Raw genomic sequence first — 19,265 nt, 5'->3', positions numbered from 1 at the left:
TTTGCGCATTCCCATTTCCTCCGCACCGCTGCAGCGCACCGTGATTGCCGTCGCGGCACTGCTGCTGACTGTCTGGTCGCAATGGGGGCCGGCCACCGGCAGCATCCGCTTTGCCGACGAGTGGCTGCGCGACCGTTATATCGCCCTGCGCCCCGCCGAGGCCAAGGATCACCGCATCCTGGTGGTCGATATCGGCGAGAGCAGCCTGGTGCGCCATCCCTGGCCATGGAAACGCGACCTGTTGGCAACAGTGGTGGAAAAACTGCTGGCGCAAGGCGCGCGCGGCGTGGCGCTCGATATCCTGCAGGAAAAGCCAGCCGACGCGGGCGGCGACGCGCGCCTTGCCGTGCTGGCGGCACATGCGCCGCTGGTGGTGCCGCAGCTGTTCGACTTCACGCTGCAGCCGGCGCCGCTGCGGGTGGGGCGGCTGGCCGGCGGCGTTGCCGGGCCGCAGGGCGGCGCGGTGCCGGCACATGGCTACATTGCAAACCACGAGGGACTGGCAGGTGCGACCCATGTTGGCAATATCGGCATCCGCCCGGACGCGGACGGCACCTTGCGCCGCGTGCCCATGTATACCTGGTTCGAAGGCCGGCGCTACCCCACGCTGGCGCGCGCCCTGCTCGACTGCTGCAGCGGCCGCCCGGCGCCGGACGGCCTGCCCGAAGGCATGTTGCGGGTGCCCTTCCACAGCGACTGGAGCGCCTTCACCGGCGCCGAAGCGGCCGATGTACTGGAAGATAAACTGAGCGACGCCGACGTGGCCGGCAAGCTGGTGCTGGTGGGTTCGTCCGCGCTGAGCATCGGCGACCGTATTTCCACCCCGCTGGGTTCATCCACCGCCGGCCTGATGGTGCACGCCGCCGTGCTGGACGGCCTGCTGGACATGCAGGCCGGCACCGCGCCGGCGCCATGGCCGGGACGCGCCCTGGCGCTGCTGTTCTGCCTGGGCGTAACCCTGCTGGTCAGCTACACCCTGCCGCGCCTGTCGGCCGCCGGCAATATGCTGCTGCTGGCAGGCAGCTCGCTGGCCTGGCTGGCGCTGGCGTTTCCCGTCAGCCTGCATGACCCGGCCTTCTCCACCGCCGGCCCGCTGCTGTCGATCGCGCTGCTGATGGTGGTGGCCGTGCCGTTCCAGTGGCAGCTGGCGCAGCGCAAGTCGCGCCAATTGCTGAGCACGCTGCGCCAGTACGTCGCCGGCGAGGTGGTGGATGAGCTGCTGCGCAGCGAGAACCTGGACCCGCTGACGCCGAAACAGGTGGAAGTGACCACGCTGATCGCCGACATGGAAGGCTATACCACGCAGGTCGAATCGCTGCCGGTGGAGCAGGCGGCCTGGCTGACGACCACCTTCCTCGATTGCCTGACCCGGCCGGTGCTGGAGCAGCGCGGCACGCTGGACAAATACACGGGCGACGGCCTGGTGGCCTTCTGGGGCGCGCCGCTGCCCAACCCGGAACACGCCGACCTGGCCCTGGACGCGGCGCTGCGCATCGTGGGCGAGGTGCGGCAGATGAGCGCGCGCCTGGAGCGCAATGGCCAGAAACCGCTGCGGGTGCGCATCGGCATAGAAAGCGGCACCGCCATGGCGGGCGACTACGGCACCGCCTTCCGCAGCATTTACACTGCCGTGGGCGACAGCGTGAACACCGCTTCGCGGCTGGAACAGGCCGCGCGCGACTTCCCCCACGATATCATTGTGGGCGAAGGAACGGTCGCCCGCGCCAGGCGCCACAGCTTTACCTTACTTGGAGAGCAATTGTTACGCGGTAAAGAAAAACCCGTCAAATTGTACACAGTGCAGGTGCCCGCATGACCGTGCGCGATTGCACCTTGCGCACCCTGCCGGGCGCGCTGGCCGGCGCACTGGCGATGCTGACCCTGGCGCTGGCGGGGCCGGCCTGCGCCGCCGAGCCGCTGGGCAGCCCGGTGCCGGCGGCCGCCTCCGCTGCGGCCGCTGCGCAGGCGCCCGAGGCCACGGCGCCGAACGACGACCTGTACCTGCGCGCGCTGCGCGCGATCGCCGAGAACCGCACCGAAGAAGCGGCCGAATTGCTGACGCGCTTCCTGCAAAGCGAACCGGAGCACGCCGGGGCCTGGCTGGACCTGGCAATCAGCCAGTGCGAACTGGGCCGGGCCGCCGACGCCGAGCGCCTGTTCGACGAGATCACCACCCGTTTCGCGCCGCCGCCCGGCATCATGGACATGATTTCGCAGCACCGCGCGCAGGGCTGCGCCGCGCCCGGCTTCCGCACCCAATACGCGCTGTCGGCGTCCCTGGGCTATGACAACAACGTCAACCAGGGCGCCAGCAGCCGCTTCTTCGGCACCGGCAGCGACGGCAGGCCGGCCGAACTGGACAAGGACTTCCTGCCCAAGGCGGACCGCTACACCCAGCTGAACGGGGAAATCAGCCGCCCGATCGGCCACCGCTCCACGGTCGGCTTCGGCCAGGTGCGCCTGCGCCGGCACGCCAGCGTGCGCGACCAGGACACCAGCTCGGTGCTGGTGGGCGTGGACCAGTCTTGGCAGTTATCAAACTGGCAAGGCCGCGCCACGGCGGCGGTCGGCTGGCTCGAGCTGGGCGGACGCTACTACCAGCGCCAGAGCCAGTTGCAGCTGCGCACCTATCCGCCGGTGCCGCTGCCGTCCTGGCTGGACTGGTCGACCAACGTGGGCCTGGTGCGCACCACCTACCCTACCCGGGTCGCCAACGACGGCACCACCGCCGAGCTGGGCACCATGCTCAGTACGCGCGGCATGCGCTGGCAGGGGGTGATCACGGCCGGCATCAACCACGACCATGGCGAAGAAGGCCGGCTCGGCGGTGACCGCAAAGGCTGGTATACTAGCGGCTTGCTGTACGGGCCACTGGGGAGCCGCCTGAAAGGGCAGTTCAGCCTGAGCCGCCAGCATTGGCGCGGCGACGAGGCGTATGCGCCCAATGTCATCGACGACATCCGGCACCAGGATACGACGCAGCTGAGCGCGACGGTCACGCTGCCGCTGCAAGGCCGCCACAGCCTGCAGCTGGAATGGCGCGGCATACGCAACCGCGAGAACATTTCGCTGTTCCAGTACAACAGCCGCTCGATCCAGCTGAACTGGCGCTGGGACCACTTCTGACCGTGCCGGCGGGCCGCCGCGCGGCGGCCACTCACATTACACTGGATACTGAATAAGCCATGGCTTGGGAATTGATTTTTTTTGCGGTGGCTCTGGCCGGCGTCTCCATCGGCTGCCTGCTGCCGGCAGGCTGGCTGCCGGTGCTGCCCAACGATAAACTGCTGCATTTCGGCGCCTTTCTGCTGCTCACGCTGCTGGCGGCGCGGATTGCCGTCAACTGGACCGAGATGGCGTATTGGATGGCCGGACTGCTGGTGGGCGGCTGGCTGATTGAAGTCTTGCAAAATCTGGTGCCCGGCCGCAAATTCAGCTGGCTGGACCTCGCCGCCAACGCCGCCGGCATTGCCGCGGCGGCGGCGTGCGCGCCGTTTCTGCTGGGCCAATAACTGAATGGAATGTGCGGGATGACAAGCAAACCTGGCGCCGCCCCCGGCGCAACCACCCTTGCGATCGCCAATGCGCCTGCCGCCGAAGGCAGCGTGCCCACGCCGCGCGTGGTGGGCAAGCTCAATATCCAGGTCCACCTGCGCAACATTCCGCTGCTGGCCAACCTGACCGACGAGGAAATGGACCGGGTCAAGGCCGACATGCGGGTGCGCCAGTACGCCAAGCGCGACGTGGTGCTGCAAAAAGGCGCCAGCGGCGACAGCCTGCTGTTCCTGCTGACCGGCCAGCTGCAGGTGATCGACATCACCGAGGACGGCCGCGCGATCGGCCTGCGCATGCTGGCGCCGGGCGACTTCTTCGGTGAAATCGCCGTCATCAACGGCTCCATGCGCTCGGCCTCGGTGGTGGCGCTGTCGCCGGTACTGGTCGCATTGCTTCCACGCAATACAGCGCTGCACCTGTTCTCGCACTCGCCCACCGTGGCCAACCACATGCTGCGCTTCCTGGCGGCCAAGGTGCAGCGCGACTCGGAATTCCGCGCCCTGCTCAGCATCCACAACACCGCCAAGCGCATTTACACCTTCCTCGACCTGCTCAAGCAGAAGAGCCCGGAGGATGAACTGGAAGTGGTGGAAAACCTGCCCACCCACCAGGACATCGCCAACATGATCAACACCAGCCGCGAAACGGTGACGCGCACGCTGCTCACGCTGACGCAGCAGGGCATTATCAAGAAGGGGACGCACCGCCTGATCATTGTCGATCCCGAGGCGCTGCGCAAGCTGGTGCAGGGCTAGGCTGGCAGTCAGGCCGGCAAGGTCAGGCTGGCAGCAGCTGGTGCCGGTCCAGGTAAGCGATGACCTCGGCCGCGCAGGCTTCGGCGCTGGCGGCCAGGGTGTCGAGCCGCAGTTCGGGGGATTCCGGCTGCTCGTAGGGCGAGTCCAGGCCGGTAAACAGGCGGATCTGCCCGGCGCGCGCCTTCTTGTACAGCCCCTTGGGGTCGCGCCGCTCGCATTCCTGCAGCGGGGTGTCGATGAACACTTCAATGAACTCGCCCGGCGCCATCAGCTTGCGCACCAGCGCGCGCTCGGCGCGGAACGGCGAAATAAAGGCGCTCAGCACGATCAGGCCGGCATCGGTCATCAGGCGGCCCACCTCGCCCACCCGGCGGATATTCTCGGCACGGTCGGCCGCGCTGAAGCCCAGGTCGCTGCACAGGCCGTGGCGCACATTGTCGCCGTCCAGCAGATAGGTATGGCAGCCGCGTTCGGCCAGGCCGCGCTCGACCAGGCCGGCGATGGTGGTCTTGCCCGAGCCGCTCAGGCCGGTGAACCACAGCATGCAGGGACGCTGCCCCATGCGCTCGGCGCGCCCGGCGCGGTCGATCGCGTAGTTCTGCCAGACGACGTTGGTGCTCATGGCTATCGTGGCCTCAGGCGGGCGGTTGGTCGGTCACCAGGCAGACGTCGCCGTTCCAGCTCAGGAATCCGGAAGCGGAAATGTGCCATTTGAAGACGCCCGGGCCGATCTGGTCTTCGGTGGTCACCACCGGACTGGTAAAGCGCACCTCGGAAGCAAATTGCTGCCCCAGCTGCAGTACGCCGTCCTGCACGCCCTGCACGGTGAGCACCCGCCACGGCAGCGGATTGTCGTTGTCGTTGCGGGTGTTGAAGCGGACCAGTACCTGTGCTTTAACCATCGGTTTCCTAGGGCCGTGCGGGCCGTGAAGTGGGGCGTGAAGTGGGCACGTATGATACCAGCGGCCGCAGCCGCCGGGCAAGCGTAATCCGGGCAACAGTGGCCGTGTTATACTCTCGCGCTTTGCCTGCGTGCGCCCGGCCGCTGTGGGCGCCGTGGCCAGGATTAATCATACATGGGCAGCATACACGTCAGTCAGTTAGGCAAAGCCTACAAACAGTACCCGACCCGCTGGTCGCGCCTGATCGAGTGGATCACGCCTTTCCGCAAGCCGCGCCACCATCTGAAGTGGGTCCTCCGCGACATCAATTTCAACATCGCCCAGGGCGAGGCGGTCGGCCTGATCGGTGTCAACGGCGCCGGCAAGAGCACCCTGCTCAAGCTCATCACCGGCACCGCCCAGCCCACCACGGGCGCGGTGCAGACCGGCGGCCGCGTGGCCGCCCTGCTGGAACTGGGCATGGGCTTCCATCCCGACTTCACGGGACGCCAGAACGCCCTCATGGCCGGCCAGCTGATCGGCCTGTCGGTGGAGGAAGTGACCGCGCTGATGCCGGAGATCGAAGCGTTCGCCGACATCGGCGACTATATCGACCAGCCGGTGCGCGTCTATTCCAGCGGCATGCAGGTCAGGCTGGCGTTTGCCGTGGCCACCGCGGTGCGCCCCGGCATCCTCATCATCGACGAGGCGCTGGCGGTGGGGGACGTGTTCTTCCAGCAGAAGTGCTTCGAACGCATCCGCTCCTATTGCCAGGCCGGCACCACCTTGCTGTTCGTGTCGCACGCCATGGGCGCCGTGTACTCGCTGTGCAACCGCGCCATCCTGATCCGCGACGGCCGCATCGCGCTCGACAGCACGCCGCGCGAAGTGATCGACCTGTACAACGCGCACGTGCTGCAGCAGCGCGAAGGGACGGCTGCGCGGCCCACCGCCGCGCCCGCCACTGCGCCCGCCCCCGCCCCCACTTCCGCTCCCTCGCCTGAACCGGCCGCCGCACAGGCCGCAGCGCCGGCCGACGCGGCACCCGCCGCCGCACCGTCCGCCGCCGTGCAGACCGTGGGCTCGTTCGCCAGCGGCGAGGCGATCATCGAAGCGGTCGGACTGTACGTGGACGAACAGCAGGCCGGCACCGTGATCAGCGACCGCGCCGCCACCGTGCGGGTCGACGTGCTGTTCTGCCAGGCCTACGACGATCCCCACATCGGCTTCCAGATCCGCAACGCGCGCGGCGAAGCCGTGTTCATGACCAACACCTACTGCATGCGGCAGCGCATCGGCCCGGTGGTGGCCGGCGAGCGCGTGCGCGCCGAATTCGCCTTCAAGGCCAGCCTGGCGCCGGGCGAGTACACCATCACGTCCGGCGTGGCCGAGGGCGGCGCCGGCGACGGCGACTTCCGCCAGACGCTGGCGCGCGTGCAGGATGCCAGCGCCTTCACCGTGCTGCGCAACCTGGACGCCATCGTCTGGAGCGGCATGTGCAACCTGGATCCGATCTGCGAACTGCAACGCAGCGCGCCCGCCACCGCCGAGGGCGCAGCCCCGGGAGACCTTCGCTGATGGATGTATTAGTCACCACCTCGCAATCGCTGCTGCTGATCGACACCGACACCGGCCATGCGCACCGCATCGACAGCGGGCGCGGCCTTTACTACGGCCTGGCCTGCCACGGCGACCGCATCTACGTGGCGGCGCGCCGGCGCCTGGTCTCGTCCGAGGTGCCGTCCGCCGACGAGCGCGGCGAGATCCTGATGTTCGACCGCGGCCTGCGCTACTGCGGTTCGCTGCAGGCGCCCTTCCCGCTGCGCGACCTGCACGAAATCGCCTGGCACGGCGGCAAGCTGTGGGCCACTGCCTCGCACGACGACATGATCGCCATCTACGACGGCGCCAACTGGGAACAGTGGTACCCGCTGGCCACCGAGGGCCAGGGCGACGTGCACCACTTCAACTCCTTCATGTTCGAGGACGGCCTGGTGTGGATTCTGGCGCACAACCGCGGCGCCAGCGACCTGCTGGCGTTCTCGCTGGACACGCGCGAGCTGGTGCAGCGCCATGTGCTGGGCAACTGCAGCCACAACATCTGGCGTGAACAGGGCCAGCTGTACACCTGCTCCTCGGCCGAGAGCCGCGTCATGGGCCAGGACGGCTTCACGCTGGAGACCGGCGGTTTCCCGCGCGGCGTGGCGTTCGACGCCGACAGCCGCTGCATCGGCATCTCCACCCTCAGCGAACGCAAGGCGCGCGACTTCAACGCCGGCGCCCTGCTGCTGACGGACCGCCAGTGGCAGCGCCGCCACGAGCTGGCGCTCGACGACGAAGGCCTGGTGCTGGACGTGATGCGCCTGCCGCCCGGCTTCGCGCTGGCGCAGCCGGGCCCGCTGCAGCGCGGCTGGCAGGCGCTGGCGCGCGCGTTCGGTGCGCCGTCCGCGCCGGCGCCCGAAGCGCTGCGCTTCCCGCGCCGCTGACAGGCGGTTTCGCTGCCGGCCCTGGCTGTACGCCTTACAACTGGAAACACAATTGGATTGCCACACTGGCAACTATTGCGGGGAGCACATGTTATACTGCCAGCATTATCTGTGCGGCAAATATGTGCGCCAGCCGCGCCACCTTCCTGATGCCATGAACCCATACAGCCCCGCCACCATTTTCGTCTCCGGACCGCACGCATGATTTCTTTCGCCATGTTTAATGCAGTGTGGCGCTATCGCGGCTTCGTGGCCGGCAGCATCAAGCGCGAATTCCAAAGCAAGTACCGCAACTCCCTGCTCGGCGCCGCCTGGACCGTGCTCAACCCGCTGGCCATGATCGTGGTCTACACGGTGATCTTCTCGCAAGTGATGGGCAGCCGCCTGCCCGGCGTGGCCACGCCGTTCGCCTACAGCATCTACCTGTGCGCCGGCGTGCTGACCTGGGGCCTGTTCGCCGAGATCACCAGCCGCAGCCAGTCGGTGTTCCTGGAGCACGCCAACCTGATCAAGAAGCTGCAGTTCCCGCGCCTGTGCCTGCCGCTCATCGTGGTGCTCAACGCGCTGATCAACTTCGGCATCATCTTCGGCCTGTTCGTGCTGTTCCTGGCCGTGTCGGGCAACTTCCCCGGCTGGATCTTCCTGGCCATCGTGCCGGTGCTGCTGCTGCAGGTGCTGTTTGCCATCGGCCTGGGCATGATACTGGGCGTACTCAATGTGTTCTTCCGCGACGTGGGCCAGCTGTTTACCATCGTGCTGCAATTCTGGTTCTGGTTCACCCCCATCGTCTATCCGCTGTCGGCGCTGCCCGAGCCGGTGCGCGACCTGGTGGGCTGGAACCCGATGGCCGGCGTGATCTCGGCCTACCAGACCGTGCTGGTCAACGGCCAGGCGCCGCACTGGAACAGCCTGCTGCCGATCACGGTGCTGGCCGTGCTCAGCTGCGCGCTGGGACTGCAGCTGTTCCGCAAACGCGCCGCCGAGATGGTGGACGAACTGTAATGAGCAGTCTGCACGTCCATCAGCTGGGCAAAGCCTACAAGCAGTACCACAGCCGCTGGGGCCGCCTGGCCGAATGGCTGCTGCCGTTCCGCGGCGCGCGCCACCGCGAGAAGTGGGTCATCCAGGGCGTCAGCTTCGCGCTGGCGCCGGGCGAAGCGGTAGGCATCGTCGGCGTCAACGGCGCCGGCAAGAGCACGCTGCTCAAGCTGATCACCGGCACCGTCACGCCCACCACCGGCAGCGTGACCATCTCCGGCCGGGTGGCGGCGCTGCTGGAACTGGGCATGGGCTTCCATCCCGACTTCACCGGCCGCCAGAACACCTTCATGGCCGGCCAGCTGCTGGGCATGACGGTGCCCGAAATCACCGCGCTGATGCCAGAGATCGAGGCCTTCGCCGGCATCGGCGACTATATGGACCAGCCGGTGCGGGTGTACTCGTCCGGCATGCAGATGCGGCTGGCCTTCAGCGTGGCCACCGCGCGCCGGCCCGACGTGCTGATCGTCGACGAGGCGCTGTCGGTCGGCGACGCCTATTTCCAGCACAAGAGCTTCGAGCGCATCCGCGAATTCCGCCGGCTCGGCACCACGCTCCTGATCGTCAGCCACGACCGCGCCGCCATGCAGTCCATCTGCGACCGCGCCATCCTGCTCGACGGCGGCCGCCTGGCGCGCCAGGGCACGCCCGAGGAAGTGATGGACTACTACAACGCGCTGCTGGCCGAACGCGACGGCAGCCGGGTGCAGCAGTTGGCCGCTCCCGAAGGCCGCGTGCAAACCACCTCCGGCACGGGCGAGGCCCACGTGCTCGACGTGACCTTGCGCAACGAGCAGGACCAGGTGCAGGAGCTGTTCAATGTCGGCGTGCCGGCGCAATTGTGCGTGCGCGTGGCGGTGCACGCCCCGGTGCCGCGCCTGGTGCTCGGCTACATGATCAAGGACCGCCTCGGCCACGAAGTGTTCGGCACCAACACCCACCACCTGGGCATGCCGGTGCTGGACCTGGTGCCGGGCCAGACCCTGGAATACCGCTTCCATTTCCCGCTCAACCTGGGCCCGGGCAGCTATTCGGTGACCACGGCGCTGACAGCCAATGAAACCCATCTGGCCCACAACTACGAATGGCGCGACCTGGCCGCGCTGTTTATCGTGACGAATATGAACCGCAGGGAATTTATCGGCTCGAGCTGGCTCGAACCCCGCGTGGAGATCCTGCAATGAGTGGAAACTTCTACCGCGCCTTCGAAGACCGCTACCGCGGCTCGCGCGACACCATCAAGCAGCGCCTGGCGGCGTACGGCGGCTTCCTGCAGCCGCTGGCGGCGCTGGCGCGCGCGCAAGCGGCGCCGGCGCTGGACCTGGGCTGCGGACGCGGCGAATGGCTGGAGCTGCTGGCCGAACAAGGCATCGCCGCGCGCGGCGTGGACCTGGACGCCGGCATGCTGGCGGCCTGCCACGAGCGCGGCCTGGCCGTCGAGCAAGCCGACGCGCTGGCCAGCCTGCGCGCCCGGCCGGACAACAGCCTGGCGCTGGTATCGGCTTTCCACCTGGTCGAGCACCTGCCGTTCGCGCTGGTGCAGGAGATTCTCGTGGAGGCCCAGCGCGCGCTGATGCCGGGCGGGCTGCTGGTGCTGGAAACGCCGAACCCGGAAAACCTGACCGTCGGCGCCAGCAGTTTCTACCTGGACCCCTCGCACGAACGCCCGCTGCCGCCGCAGTTGCTCGATTTCGCGGTGGAGTTCGCCGGCTTCAGCCGCCGCAAGATCGTGCGCCTGCAGGAGGAAGCCCGCGTGCACACGGACGCGCCGGTGGACTTGCTGACGGTGCTGGAAGGCGTCAGCCCGGACTACGCGGTGGTGGCGCAGAAAAGCGCCGCCGACGCGGTGCTGGCGCCGTTCGAGGCGGCCTTCGACCGTCCCTACGGCGCCACGCTGGCCATGCTGGCGCAGCGCCACGACACGCAACTGGCGGCGCACCTGGCGCGCATCGGCGAAGCGCTGCAGGCGCTGCGCGGCAACCAGGATGCCGCCACCGCCTCGCTGCTGGCGCAACTGGACGCCGCTTCCGGCGCCATCCAGCGCACCGCGCTGCAGCAGCAGGCGCTGGCGGGCGAGCTGGCGGCGGCGCAGGCGGCCGCGCAGGCGCGCGACGCCGAGTGGCAGCACGCCCACCATGACCTGGCCGCGCGCCTGGGGCAGCTGGCCGCGCGCAGCGCGCACAATGAAGAACGCATCATCGCCCTGCTCGGCAGCAGCTCGTGGCGCGTGACGGCGCCGCTACGCTGGGCCGGCCACCAGGCCCGCCGGGTACGCGGCGCGCTGCGCGAAGGACGCGTCGGCAGCGGCCTGCGGCGCCGCGCGCACGGCCCGCTGCTGCGCGCCATGCGCGCCGTGATGCGCCGGCCCGCGCTGAAACGCCTGGCCATGAACCTGCTGCGCCACCTGCCGGCGCTGCGCGCGCGGCTGCAGCGCGTGGCCTACGAAGCGCCGCCGCCGGCCGCACCGCCGGCGGCCCAGCTGCCGGCCGGCGAACTGCCGCCGCGCGCTCAGCAAGCTTACCAACAACTCAAACAGGCGCTAGCGGCGAGGAAACACTGATGCGCATCGTCATCGATCTACAGGGAGCCCAATCGGAAAGCCGGTTTCGCGGCGTGGGCCGCTATTCGCTGGCGCTGGCGCTGGGCATGGCGCGCAACGCCGGCGAACACGAGCTGTGGCTGCTGCTCAACGGCGCGCTGCACGAATCGATCGCCCCGCTGCGGCAGGCTTTCGCCGGCCTGGTGCCGCCCGAGCGCATCTGCGTGTTCGACGCGGCCGCGCCGGTGGCGGCCATGGCGCCGCAGCACGCGCTGCGCGCGCGGGCCAGCGAGCTGGTGCGCGAGCACGCGCTGGCACGGCTGAAGCCGGACGCGGTCCTGCTGACCAGCCTGTTCGAAGGCTATGTGGACGACAGCGTCACCTCGGTGGGCGCGCTGGACGGCGCCGCCATCACGGCAGTGGTGCTGTACGACCTGATCCCGCTGCTGAACCCGGCCGCCTACCTGCCGACCCCGGCCCAGCGCGACTACTACTTCCGCAAGGTCGAGTCGCTGCGCCGCGCCGGCCTGCTGCTGGCCATTTCCGACTACTCGCGCCAGGAAGCCGTCGAAGCGCTGCAACTGGCGCCGCAGCGCGTGGTGTCGATTTCCACGGCGGTCGATCCCATGTTCACGCCCGGCACGGTGGGCCCGGAAGCGCTGGCCGCGCTGCGGGCGCGCTTCGGCATCACGCGCGAGGTGCTGATGTACGCGCCCGGCGGCTTCGACGCGCGCAAGAACATCGACGGCCTGATCACCGCCTTCAGCCTGCTCGCGCCGGCACTGCGCGCGCGCCACCAGCTGCTCATCGCCAGCAAGATGGGCGCGCACGACCGCGACCAGCTGCTGCGCCACGCACGCGCCTGCGGCCTGGCCGAGGACGAGCTGCTGCTGACCGGCTACGTCAGCGATGAGGAACTGATCGACCTGTACCGCAGCGCCGCGCTGTTCATCTTCCCTTCCCTGCACGAAGGCTTCGGCCTGCCCGCGCTGGAAGCGATGGCCTGCGGCGCACTGGTGATCGGCGCCGACAACACCAGCATTCCCGAAGTGATCGGCAACGCCGAAGCGCTGTTCGACGCCGGCCAGCCGGCCGCCATCGCCGCGCGCATGGCCGCCGTGCTGGAAGACCCGGCGCTGCGGCAACGGCTGCGCGAGCACGGCAGCCGGCAGGCGGCGCGCTTCTCGTGGGACGCCAGCGCGCAGCGCGCGCTGCGCGCGCTGGAAGCCCGCCACGCATCCATGCTGGCCGAGGCATCGCAGAACACGGCGGCGCAGACAGCCGCGCCCACGCCGCCGGCGCGCCGGCCGACGCTGGCCTTCGTCTCGCCGCTGCCGCCGGAACGCACCGGCATCGCCGACTACGCGGCCCAGCTGCTGCCGGCGCTGAGCGCCTGGTTCGACATCGAGCTGGTGCTGCACCAGGACGCGGTCAACCTGGCGCCGGAACTGGCGGCGCTGCCGCAGCGCAGCGTGGCATGGTTCGACCGCAACGCGCAGCGCTACGAGCACATCCTCTACCAGTTCGGCAACAGCCCCTTCCACAGCCACATGTTCGGCCTGCTGGAACGCCATCCGGGCGTGGTGGTGCTGCACGACTTCTTCCTCAGCAGCGTGCTGGCCTACGAACAGATGACCGGCGCCATGCCGCACGCCTGGTTCGGCGCGCTGGCGCACAGCCACGGCTACACGGCGCTGCAACAGGCGCAGCTGCCGGACGGCGCCGAGGCGGCCAAGTACGACTATCCGTGCAACCTGGCGGTGCTGCAAGGCGCCACCGGCGTGATCGTGCATTCCGAGCACGCGCAGACGCTGGCGCGCGAATGGTATGGCCGCCATGCCGCCGACAACTGGAGCGTGGTGCCGCTGCCGCGCGCCGCGCCGCAGCAGCAGGACCGGGCCGGCGCCCGCCGCGCGCTGGGCCTGGCGCAGGACGCTTTCGTGGTGTGCAGCTTCGGCTTCATCGCACCGACCAAGCTGGCGCGCGAACTGGTGCAAGCCTGGATCGCCTCCACCCTGCACGCCGACCCGCGCTGCGTGCTGGTGCTGGTGGGCGCCAACCATGGCGGCGACTACGGCGTGGAACTGGCGGCGCTGATCGCCAAGGCCGGGCCGCGCATCCGCATCGCCGGCTGGACCGACGACGCGGTGTACCACCAGTACCTGCAGGCCGCCGACGCCGCCGTCCAGCTGCGCTCGGTGTCGCGCGGCGAGACCTCGGCCGCCGTGCTGGATTGCATGAACTACGGCCTGCCCACCATCGTCAACGCCAACGGCTCCATGGCCGCGCTGCCGGACCAGGCGGTGCTCAAGCTGGCCGACGCCTTCGCGCCGCAAGACCTGCGCGACGCGCTGCAGACCCTGCACGGCGACGCCGCGCTGCGCGCCGCGCTGGGCCAGGCAGCGGCCAGCCTGCTGCACACCCGCCACAGCCCGCAGTACTGCGCCGCGCAATACGCGCAGGCGCTGGCCGGGGTGGCCGAGGCCGAACGCGGCGGACGCGGGGCGCTGCTGGCCGCACTGGCCGCGCTGCCCGGCCTGGAACAGGACGAGGCGCTGCTCCAGCAGCTGGCCAACGCCATCGCGCGCGCGCCGGACCCGCTGGCGCCGCGCCAGCTGCTGGTGGACGTGAGCACCATTGCCGGGCACGACCTGCGCACCGGCATCGAACGCGTGGTGCGCGGCCAGCTGATCGAGCTACTGCGCCTGCGCGTGCCCGGCTTGCGGGTCGAACCGGTCTACCTGAGCGACGAGGGCGGCGTGTGGCACTGCCGCTACGCGCGCCGCTACACCCACGCGCTGCTGGGCATGGACAGCGCCGGCGTGGCGGACGGCCCGGCAGACGTGCGCCAGGGCGACTGCTACTACGGCGCCGACTTCGCGCCCGGCGCGGTGCTGCAGGCGGCGCGCGCCGGCCTGTTCGCCGACTGGCGCCGGCGCGGCGTGGCCGTCAACTTCGTGCTGTACGACCTGCTGCCGGCACTGCAGCCGCAGTTCTTCCCGGAAGGCGCGGCGCTGCACCACAGCGCCTGGCTGGCGGCCATCGCCGCCGAGGCCGACCGCCTGGTGTGCATCTCGGCCGCCGTGGCCGACGAGATGGCCGACTGGCTGGCGCAGCACGCGCCGGCGCGCAGCGGACCGCCGCTGCTGCTGGCGCCGCTGCACCTGGGCGCCGACCTGGAGCAGGCCACCGGCGCCGCAGCGGCCGCACCGGCGGCCGCGTACCCTCTGCTCGCCCGGCTGGCCGGCCAGCCCACCTTCCTCATGGTGGGCACCATCGAGCCGCGCAAGGGCCACCTGCAGGTGCTGGCCGCGTTCGAGCTGCTGTGGCAGCGCGGCGTACAGGCCAACCTGGTCATCGTCGGCAACGAGGGCTGGCGTCCGCTGCCGGACCATGCGCGCCGCACCATCCCTGAAATCGTGCGCCGCCTGGACAGCCATCCGCAGCGCGACCAGCGCCTGTTCTGGCTCAAGGGCATAGACGACACTTATCTGCAGGCGCTGTACCAGCACTGCGACTGCCTGCTGGCGGCCAGCGAAGGCGAAGGCTTCGGCCTGCCGCTGATCGAGGCGGCCCACGCCGCGCTGCCGCTGATCGCGCGCGACCTGCCGGTATTCCGCGAGGTGGCCGGCACGCACGCGCATTACTTCAGCGGTCTGGAACCGGCCGCGCTGGCCGACGCCGTGCAGCAATGGCTGGCGCTGGACGCGGCCGGCAATGCCCCGCCCTCGGCCGGCATGCCGTGGATGACCTGGAGCGACAACGCGCAGCGCCTGCTGGGCGTGCTAGGCCTGCGCGAAGCACGCACCACGCCTGTTGGCGACAGCGCCGCGCAGCGCAGCTGGCCCGGCCCCACTTCCGCTTCATGAACAAGACGATGATCAGACTTTCCCCCGCCACGGCCCGGCTGGCCCTGCAGCGTGTGCTGCTGCCCCTGCTGCTGCTGGTGAACCTGCTGCTGCTGCTGCACTACGTGGTGCTCGACTACCGCGTGGTGACCAATTCCGACTCGGCCGTGATGAACCTGCTGGCGCAGGAAATCCACGACACCGGGCAGTGGATCCCGCGCGCCTGGAACTACGCCAACGGCGACTTGTGGCTGCTGTTTACCCACACCGTCATCGTGCCGCTGCTGTACGTGCTGCCCAACTCCTACGCGCTGCACGCCGTCTCCAGCCTGGTGACCGCCGTGCTGGTGCTGGGCTGCGTGTGGTGGAGCGGCGCCCTGCTGGGCCAGTCGCGCATGGCGCGCCTGCTGCTGCTGGCGGTGTTCAGCGGCGGCATGTCGGTGGTCATGGCCGAAAACCTGTACGGCCAGGCCGCCTACGGCCTGTTGTTCGCCCAGGTTTGCCTGCTGTGCTGCGCCTCGTGGCGCTTCCTGAACGCGCGCGGCGCGGCGCGCTGGGGCTGGGGCGCCGGCGCCGGCCTGCTGTTGCTGCTGCTGTTCTGGTCCAACCCGCAGCGCGCGCTGGTGTACTACGGCCTGCCGCTGGCGCTGGCCACGCTGGCCATGCGCCTGCAGCCCAGCCGCCCCGAGGCGCACGTGTTCAGCACCGCCGGCGTGTCGCCGCAGCGCCAGAACACCCTGCTGCTGGCGCTGCTGGCGGCGGCGCTGGTGACCGGCACCCTGCTGCACAACCACTACATGAACCTGGTCGGCAACAGCGGCCTGGCGCCGGCCACCTGGCTGCGCTTCGACGAGATGGGGCGCAACCTGGCCGGCACGCTGGAAGGGCTGCTCAGCGTACTGGGCGGCAAGCCGCCGGCCGGCAAGCCGGTGATCAACGCGGCCGGCGTCTGGGCCGCCTTGCGCCTGGCCGCCGCCGCCACCGTGCTGGCGCTGCTGCCGTGGGCGCTGCGCCGCTCGCTGCGCGCACACGCGCCGCGCCACCGCGGCCGCCTGTTCTTCGGTGTCTTCACGCTGGCCTCGGCCGCCGTGCCGCTGTTCATGATGCTGGCCACCTCGCTGCCCGACATGGCCGACCCGCAGGCTTCGGTGCGCTACCTGGTGCCCGCGCTGCTGTGCCTGATCATGCTGCTGGGCGGGATCGCCGTGGACGAGTGCAGCTGGCGCAGCGCGCCGCGCCTGGCCGGCGTGGCCGCCCTGTCCGTGCTGGCGCTGAGCGCGGTACAAGCCTACCGCGTGCAGAACGCGCCCGGCCCGGGCAAGCTGTTCAAGCGCGCGCAGGCGCCGCGCAGCGATTCCCACCTGAGCGACTTCCTGGTCAGCCACGGCCTGCAGTACGGCTACGGCGAATTCTGGGTGGCCGGCAACACCACCCTGCTGGGCAGGCAGCGCGTGCGGCTGCGCCAGATCGCCGTCAGCGACGGCCTGCCGCAACCGGTGCGCCACCTGTCCTCGGACCGCTGGTACCAGGCCAGCTACTGGAGCGGCCCGACCTTCCTGCTGCTGACGCCGGAACAGATGAAGGCCATCGACTGGCCGCGCATGGCGCAGCTGCTGGGCGAGCCGGAGCGCCGCCTGCAGTACAACGAGCGCCAGGTGCTGGTGTATCCGTTCAATATCGCGTCGCGCCTGCCGCTGTGGGACTACGCGCAGCCGGTGCCGCTGCGCTTCCCGGCCAGCGCCGCCACCGGCCACCATATCGGCCAGTTCGACCCGGCCGGTGCGCGCCTGCTGGCGCAGCCGGGCGAAACGGGCTGGCTCACTTACGGCGTGCGCCGCAACAGCAATCCCGGCAACTACGTGGCCACCTTCGAGCTGGACTCGGGCGCCGCCGCCGGCGTGCAGGCGGGCCGGGTCGAAGTGGCGGCCGCCGGCGGCAGCGTGGTGCTGGCCAGCGCCCCCATCAGCCAGGCGGGCGCGCACAACATCAAGCTGCCGTTCAGGCTGTCCGGGCCCGCGCCCGACCTTGAACTGCGCATCCACAGCAACGGCGTGGCGCGCCTGGCCACCAGCGGCACTGCGCTGCTGGCGCTCGACCCGCGCCGCGTGCCGCTTCCCACCAAGTGACGGGCGGGCACAGGACTATGAAGGAACTCAACATGCAAGCAGAAACGCCGCTGATCTCGGTGGTCATCCCGGTGTACCGCGCCGAAACCATGCTCGACGAGCTGTACCGCCGCCTGCGCGCGGCGCTGGAAACCGTCAGCCCGCGCTTTGAAATCGTGCTGGTGGAAGACTGCGGCCCGGACAAGTCGTGGGATGTGATCGAACGCCTGGCCGCCGCCGACCCGCGCGTGGTGGGCCTGCAGTTCAGCCGCAACTTCGGCCAGCACTACGGCATCACGGCCGGCATGGACCATTGCCGGGGCGACTGGGTGGTGGTGATGGACTGCGACCTGCAGGACGCGCCGGAGGAAATCCCGCGCCTGTACGCCAAGGCCCAGGAAGGCTACGACGTGGTGCTGGCCCTGCGCGGCCCGCGCCAGGACCCGTGGCTCAAGCGCGCCACCTCGTGGCTGTTCTATCGCCTGTTCAGCTACCTGGCCGACATCAAGTTCGACGGCGACAGCGGCAACTTCCGCATCATGTCGCGCCAGGTGGTGAAGAATTTCGTGCGCATGCGCGAGCAACTGCGCTTCTTCGGCGGCCACGTGCAGTGGATGGGTTTCCCCACCACCGGCATCCAGGTGCAGCACGCCGAGCGCTTCGACGGCAGCTCCACCTACACCTTCCGCAAGCTGTGGAAGCTGGCCTCGGACACCATCATCGCCTACTCGGACAAGCCGCTGCGCATGGCCGCCACGCTGGGCCTGAGCATGGCCGCCGTGTCGTTCGGCTTCGGCGGCTTCATCCTGGGCCGGGCGCTGTTCCAGGGCACCGCCATTCCCGGCTGGGCCAGCCTGATGGTGTCGCTCTACTTCATCGGCGGCCTGATCATCGGCATCCTGGGCATCATCGGCATCTACGTCGGCAAGTCCTTCGACGAAGCGAAGAAGCGCCCGCTGTACATCGTGCGCCGCGCCACGCCCAACGCCGAGGCGCGCCATGACTGAGCTGCTGGCGCCGGCGCCCTACGACGCGGCCGCCTTCGGCATGCCGGCCTGGGAGCTGGCCGCCTGCACGCCCGAGGCGCTGCGCCTGGCCGACGCCACGCCCGGCCTGCAAACCATCAAGGTCGACCCGCTGGCCGACAAGGCGCTGCTGGAGCAGCACGGCTTCCACTACTGCGACACGCTGCTGGGCACGCGCGCCACGCCGGCCCAGCTGCGCGCCCCGGCGCCGCGCGCCGGCCTGCCGACCCTGCACATCGCCCTGGCGCCGGAGCCGCAGCGCACCCTGGCCATCTGCCACGGCGCCTTCGAGCACGGCCGCTTCCACCGCGACTACGCGCTGCCGCGCGCCGGCGCCGACCTGCGCTACGATAACTGGCTGCGCCAGCTGCTGGCGGCCGGCACCGTGTACGGCCTGTACCGCGACGGCGCGCTGTCCGGCTTCATCGGCTACCATGGCGCCACCCTGGTGCTGCACGCGGTGGCGCCCGAGTGCCGCGGCCAGGGCCTGGCCAAGCACTGGTGGCACCAGGCCGCCGAAGCCCTGTTCCAGGCCGGCCAGCCGGAAGTGCGCAGCTCGATCTCGGCCGCCAACCTGGCCGTGCTGAACCTGTACGCCTCGCTCGGTTTTTCTTTCCAACACCCGCAAGACATTTACCACCGGATCGTGCCATGAGCTCACTGACCAACTACTTCTACATCGCGCTGACCATCGCGCTCACCGTCTACGGCCAGATCGCCATCAAGATGCAGGTCAGCCAGGCCGGCGCCATGCCGGCCGCCGGCGGCGACAAGCTGATGTTCATGATCAAGCTGCTGCTCAACCCGTGGATCATCAGCGCCTTCGCGGCCGCCTTCCTGGCCTCGATTTCCTGGATGGGCGCCATGACCAAGTTCCAGCTGAGCCACGCCTACCCTTTCATGAGCCTGAATTTCGTCATCGTGCTGGGCCTGAGCGCCTGGCTGTTCAATGAACCGATGTCGCCGGTCCGCATGGCCGGCGTGGCGCTGATCTGCATCGGCACCGTGGTTGCCGCCCAAGGATAAGGAGAAC

At 69.6% G+C, this 19,265-nt stretch carries 15 protein-coding genes and 1 pseudogene; 14 read left to right on the top strand and 2 right to left on the bottom strand.

Annotation, left to right across the window (positions count from 1 at the left end; all coding sequences use genetic code 11):
* The first annotated feature begins 40 nt into the window (after positions 1 to 40).
* Genes AC6H42_RS28480 through AC6H42_RS28465 form a run of 4 tightly spaced genes read left to right on the top strand, consistent with a single transcriptional unit; the run spans position 41 to position 4,310 of the window.
* Entirely contained in the window at positions 41 to 1,816 is a 1,776-nt protein-coding gene (locus tag AC6H42_RS28480; protein WP_229418121.1) for a CHASE2 domain-containing protein, read from the top strand.
* Positions 1,813 to 3,126, top strand: a complete 1,314-nt coding sequence (locus AC6H42_RS28475) for a tetratricopeptide repeat protein (protein WP_057154527.1) — start codon at positions 1,813 to 1,815, stop codon at positions 3,124 to 3,126. Before AC6H42_RS28480 ends, AC6H42_RS28475 begins: the two co-directional genes overlap by 4 nt.
* Positions 3,127 to 3,185: 59 nt before the next feature.
* Positions 3,186 to 3,512 (top strand): VanZ family protein, encoded by a 327-nt coding sequence (locus tag AC6H42_RS28470; protein ID WP_057154526.1) that lies wholly within the window; start codon positions 3,186 to 3,188, stop codon positions 3,510 to 3,512.
* A gap of 18 nt (positions 3,513 to 3,530) precedes the next feature.
* Positions 3,531 to 4,310: a Crp/Fnr family transcriptional regulator gene (locus tag AC6H42_RS28465; RefSeq protein ID WP_057154525.1), complete on the top strand. Its 780-nt coding sequence runs from the start codon at positions 3,531 to 3,533 to the stop codon at positions 4,308 to 4,310.
* A gap of 22 nt (positions 4,311 to 4,332) precedes the next feature.
* Here AC6H42_RS28465 and cysC read toward each other — a convergent pair.
* A pseudogene (cysC, locus tag AC6H42_RS28460) lies at positions 4,333 to 4,923 on the bottom strand (adenylyl-sulfate kinase); the annotation flags it as partial.
* Positions 4,924 to 4,945: 22 nt separating this feature from the next.
* Positions 4,946 to 5,212 (bottom strand): hypothetical protein, encoded by a 267-nt coding sequence (locus AC6H42_RS28455; protein WP_057154523.1) that lies wholly within the window; start codon positions 5,210 to 5,212, stop codon positions 4,946 to 4,948.
* A 174-nt stretch (positions 5,213 to 5,386) separates the two neighbouring features.
* Between AC6H42_RS28455 and AC6H42_RS28450 the strand changes: the two genes are divergently transcribed.
* The 10 genes from AC6H42_RS28450 to AC6H42_RS28405 all read left to right on the top strand — a co-directional run bounded on the left by AC6H42_RS28450 (position 5,387) and on the right by AC6H42_RS28405 (position 19,258).
* The gene (locus AC6H42_RS28450) at positions 5,387 to 6,769 is read left to right on the top strand and encodes an ABC transporter ATP-binding protein (RefSeq protein ID WP_082551692.1); all 1,383 of its coding nucleotides are present in this window, start codon (positions 5,387 to 5,389) and stop codon (positions 6,767 to 6,769) included.
* Positions 6,769 to 7,677 (top strand): YncE family protein, encoded by a 909-nt coding sequence (locus AC6H42_RS28445; RefSeq protein WP_057154522.1) that lies wholly within the window; start codon positions 6,769 to 6,771, stop codon positions 7,675 to 7,677. The genes AC6H42_RS28450 and AC6H42_RS28445 overlap by 1 nt, the downstream gene beginning before the upstream one ends.
* 201 nt (positions 7,678 to 7,878) lie before the next feature.
* On the top strand, positions 7,879 to 8,679 hold the full coding sequence (locus AC6H42_RS28440) for an ABC transporter permease (protein WP_057154521.1): 801 nt from the start codon (positions 7,879 to 7,881) through the stop codon (positions 8,677 to 8,679).
* Positions 8,679 to 9,899 (top strand): ABC transporter ATP-binding protein, encoded by a 1,221-nt coding sequence (locus tag AC6H42_RS28435; RefSeq protein ID WP_057154520.1) that lies wholly within the window; start codon positions 8,679 to 8,681, stop codon positions 9,897 to 9,899. Before AC6H42_RS28440 ends, AC6H42_RS28435 begins: the two co-directional genes overlap by 1 nt.
* The gene (locus tag AC6H42_RS28430; protein ID WP_082551691.1) at positions 9,896 to 11,275 is read left to right on the top strand and encodes a class I SAM-dependent methyltransferase; all 1,380 of its coding nucleotides are present in this window, start codon (positions 9,896 to 9,898) and stop codon (positions 11,273 to 11,275) included. Before AC6H42_RS28435 ends, AC6H42_RS28430 begins: the two co-directional genes overlap by 4 nt.
* Positions 11,275 to 15,123 carry a glycosyltransferase gene (locus tag AC6H42_RS28425; RefSeq protein WP_497549483.1) on the top strand — a complete coding sequence of 1,283 codons (3,849 nt, stop codon included), beginning with the start codon at positions 11,275 to 11,277 and terminating at the stop codon, positions 15,121 to 15,123. The genes AC6H42_RS28430 and AC6H42_RS28425 overlap by 1 nt, the downstream gene beginning before the upstream one ends.
* An 8-nt stretch (positions 15,124 to 15,131) precedes the next feature.
* Positions 15,132 to 17,228, top strand: a complete 2,097-nt coding sequence (locus tag AC6H42_RS28420) for a hypothetical protein (RefSeq protein WP_497549482.1) — start codon at positions 15,132 to 15,134, stop codon at positions 17,226 to 17,228.
* A gap of 32 nt (positions 17,229 to 17,260) precedes the next feature.
* Positions 17,261 to 18,214, top strand: a complete 954-nt coding sequence (locus AC6H42_RS28415) for a glycosyltransferase family 2 protein (protein ID WP_082551690.1) — start codon at positions 17,261 to 17,263, stop codon at positions 18,212 to 18,214.
* Positions 18,207 to 18,887, top strand: coding sequence for a GNAT family N-acetyltransferase (locus AC6H42_RS28410; RefSeq protein WP_057154517.1), 681 nt, complete (start codon positions 18,207 to 18,209; stop codon positions 18,885 to 18,887). Before AC6H42_RS28415 ends, AC6H42_RS28410 begins: the two co-directional genes overlap by 8 nt.
* On the top strand, positions 18,884 to 19,258 hold the full coding sequence (locus tag AC6H42_RS28405) for a DMT family transporter (RefSeq protein ID WP_057154516.1): 375 nt from the start codon (positions 18,884 to 18,886) through the stop codon (positions 19,256 to 19,258). Before AC6H42_RS28410 ends, AC6H42_RS28405 begins: the two co-directional genes overlap by 4 nt.
* The last annotated feature ends 7 nt before the right edge of the window (positions 19,259 to 19,265 follow it).

Source organism: Massilia sp. NBRC 108631 (genome assembly GCF_059704565.1).
Note: the sequence above shows the minus strand (reverse complement) of the source record. Positions and strands in the feature narration are given on the sequence as shown.

Excerpts from the sequence above, each read along its gene's own strand:
- AC6H42_RS28425 (WP_497549483.1), top strand. The coding sequence starts at position 11,275 with ATGCGCATCGTCATCGATCTACAGGGAGCCCAATCGGAAAGCCGGTTT.
- AC6H42_RS28420 (WP_497549482.1), top strand. The coding sequence starts at position 15,132 with ATGATCAGACTTTCCCCCGCCACGGCCCGGCTGGCCCTGCAGCGTGTG.
- AC6H42_RS28475 (WP_057154527.1), top strand. The coding sequence starts at position 1,813 with ATGACCGTGCGCGATTGCACCTTGCGCACCCTGCCGGGCGCGCTGGCC.
- AC6H42_RS28405 (WP_057154516.1), top strand. The coding sequence starts at position 18,884 with ATGAGCTCACTGACCAACTACTTCTACATCGCGCTGACCATCGCGCTC.
- AC6H42_RS28410 (WP_057154517.1), top strand. The coding sequence starts at position 18,207 with ATGACTGAGCTGCTGGCGCCGGCGCCCTACGACGCGGCCGCCTTCGGC.
- AC6H42_RS28435 (WP_057154520.1), top strand. The coding sequence starts at position 8,679 with ATGAGCAGTCTGCACGTCCATCAGCTGGGCAAAGCCTACAAGCAGTAC.
- AC6H42_RS28470 (WP_057154526.1), top strand. The coding sequence starts at position 3,186 with ATGGCTTGGGAATTGATTTTTTTTGCGGTGGCTCTGGCCGGCGTCTCC.
- AC6H42_RS28455 (WP_057154523.1), bottom strand. The coding sequence starts at position 5,212 with ATGGTTAAAGCACAGGTACTGGTCCGCTTCAACACCCGCAACGACAAC.
- AC6H42_RS28445 (WP_057154522.1), top strand. The coding sequence starts at position 6,769 with ATGGATGTATTAGTCACCACCTCGCAATCGCTGCTGCTGATCGACACC.
- AC6H42_RS28450 (WP_082551692.1), top strand. The coding sequence starts at position 5,387 with ATGGGCAGCATACACGTCAGTCAGTTAGGCAAAGCCTACAAACAGTAC.
- AC6H42_RS28430 (WP_082551691.1), top strand. The coding sequence starts at position 9,896 with ATGAGTGGAAACTTCTACCGCGCCTTCGAAGACCGCTACCGCGGCTCG.
- AC6H42_RS28415 (WP_082551690.1), top strand. The coding sequence starts at position 17,261 with ATGCAAGCAGAAACGCCGCTGATCTCGGTGGTCATCCCGGTGTACCGC.
- AC6H42_RS28440 (WP_057154521.1), top strand. The coding sequence starts at position 7,879 with ATGATTTCTTTCGCCATGTTTAATGCAGTGTGGCGCTATCGCGGCTTC.
- AC6H42_RS28465 (WP_057154525.1), top strand. The coding sequence starts at position 3,531 with ATGACAAGCAAACCTGGCGCCGCCCCCGGCGCAACCACCCTTGCGATC.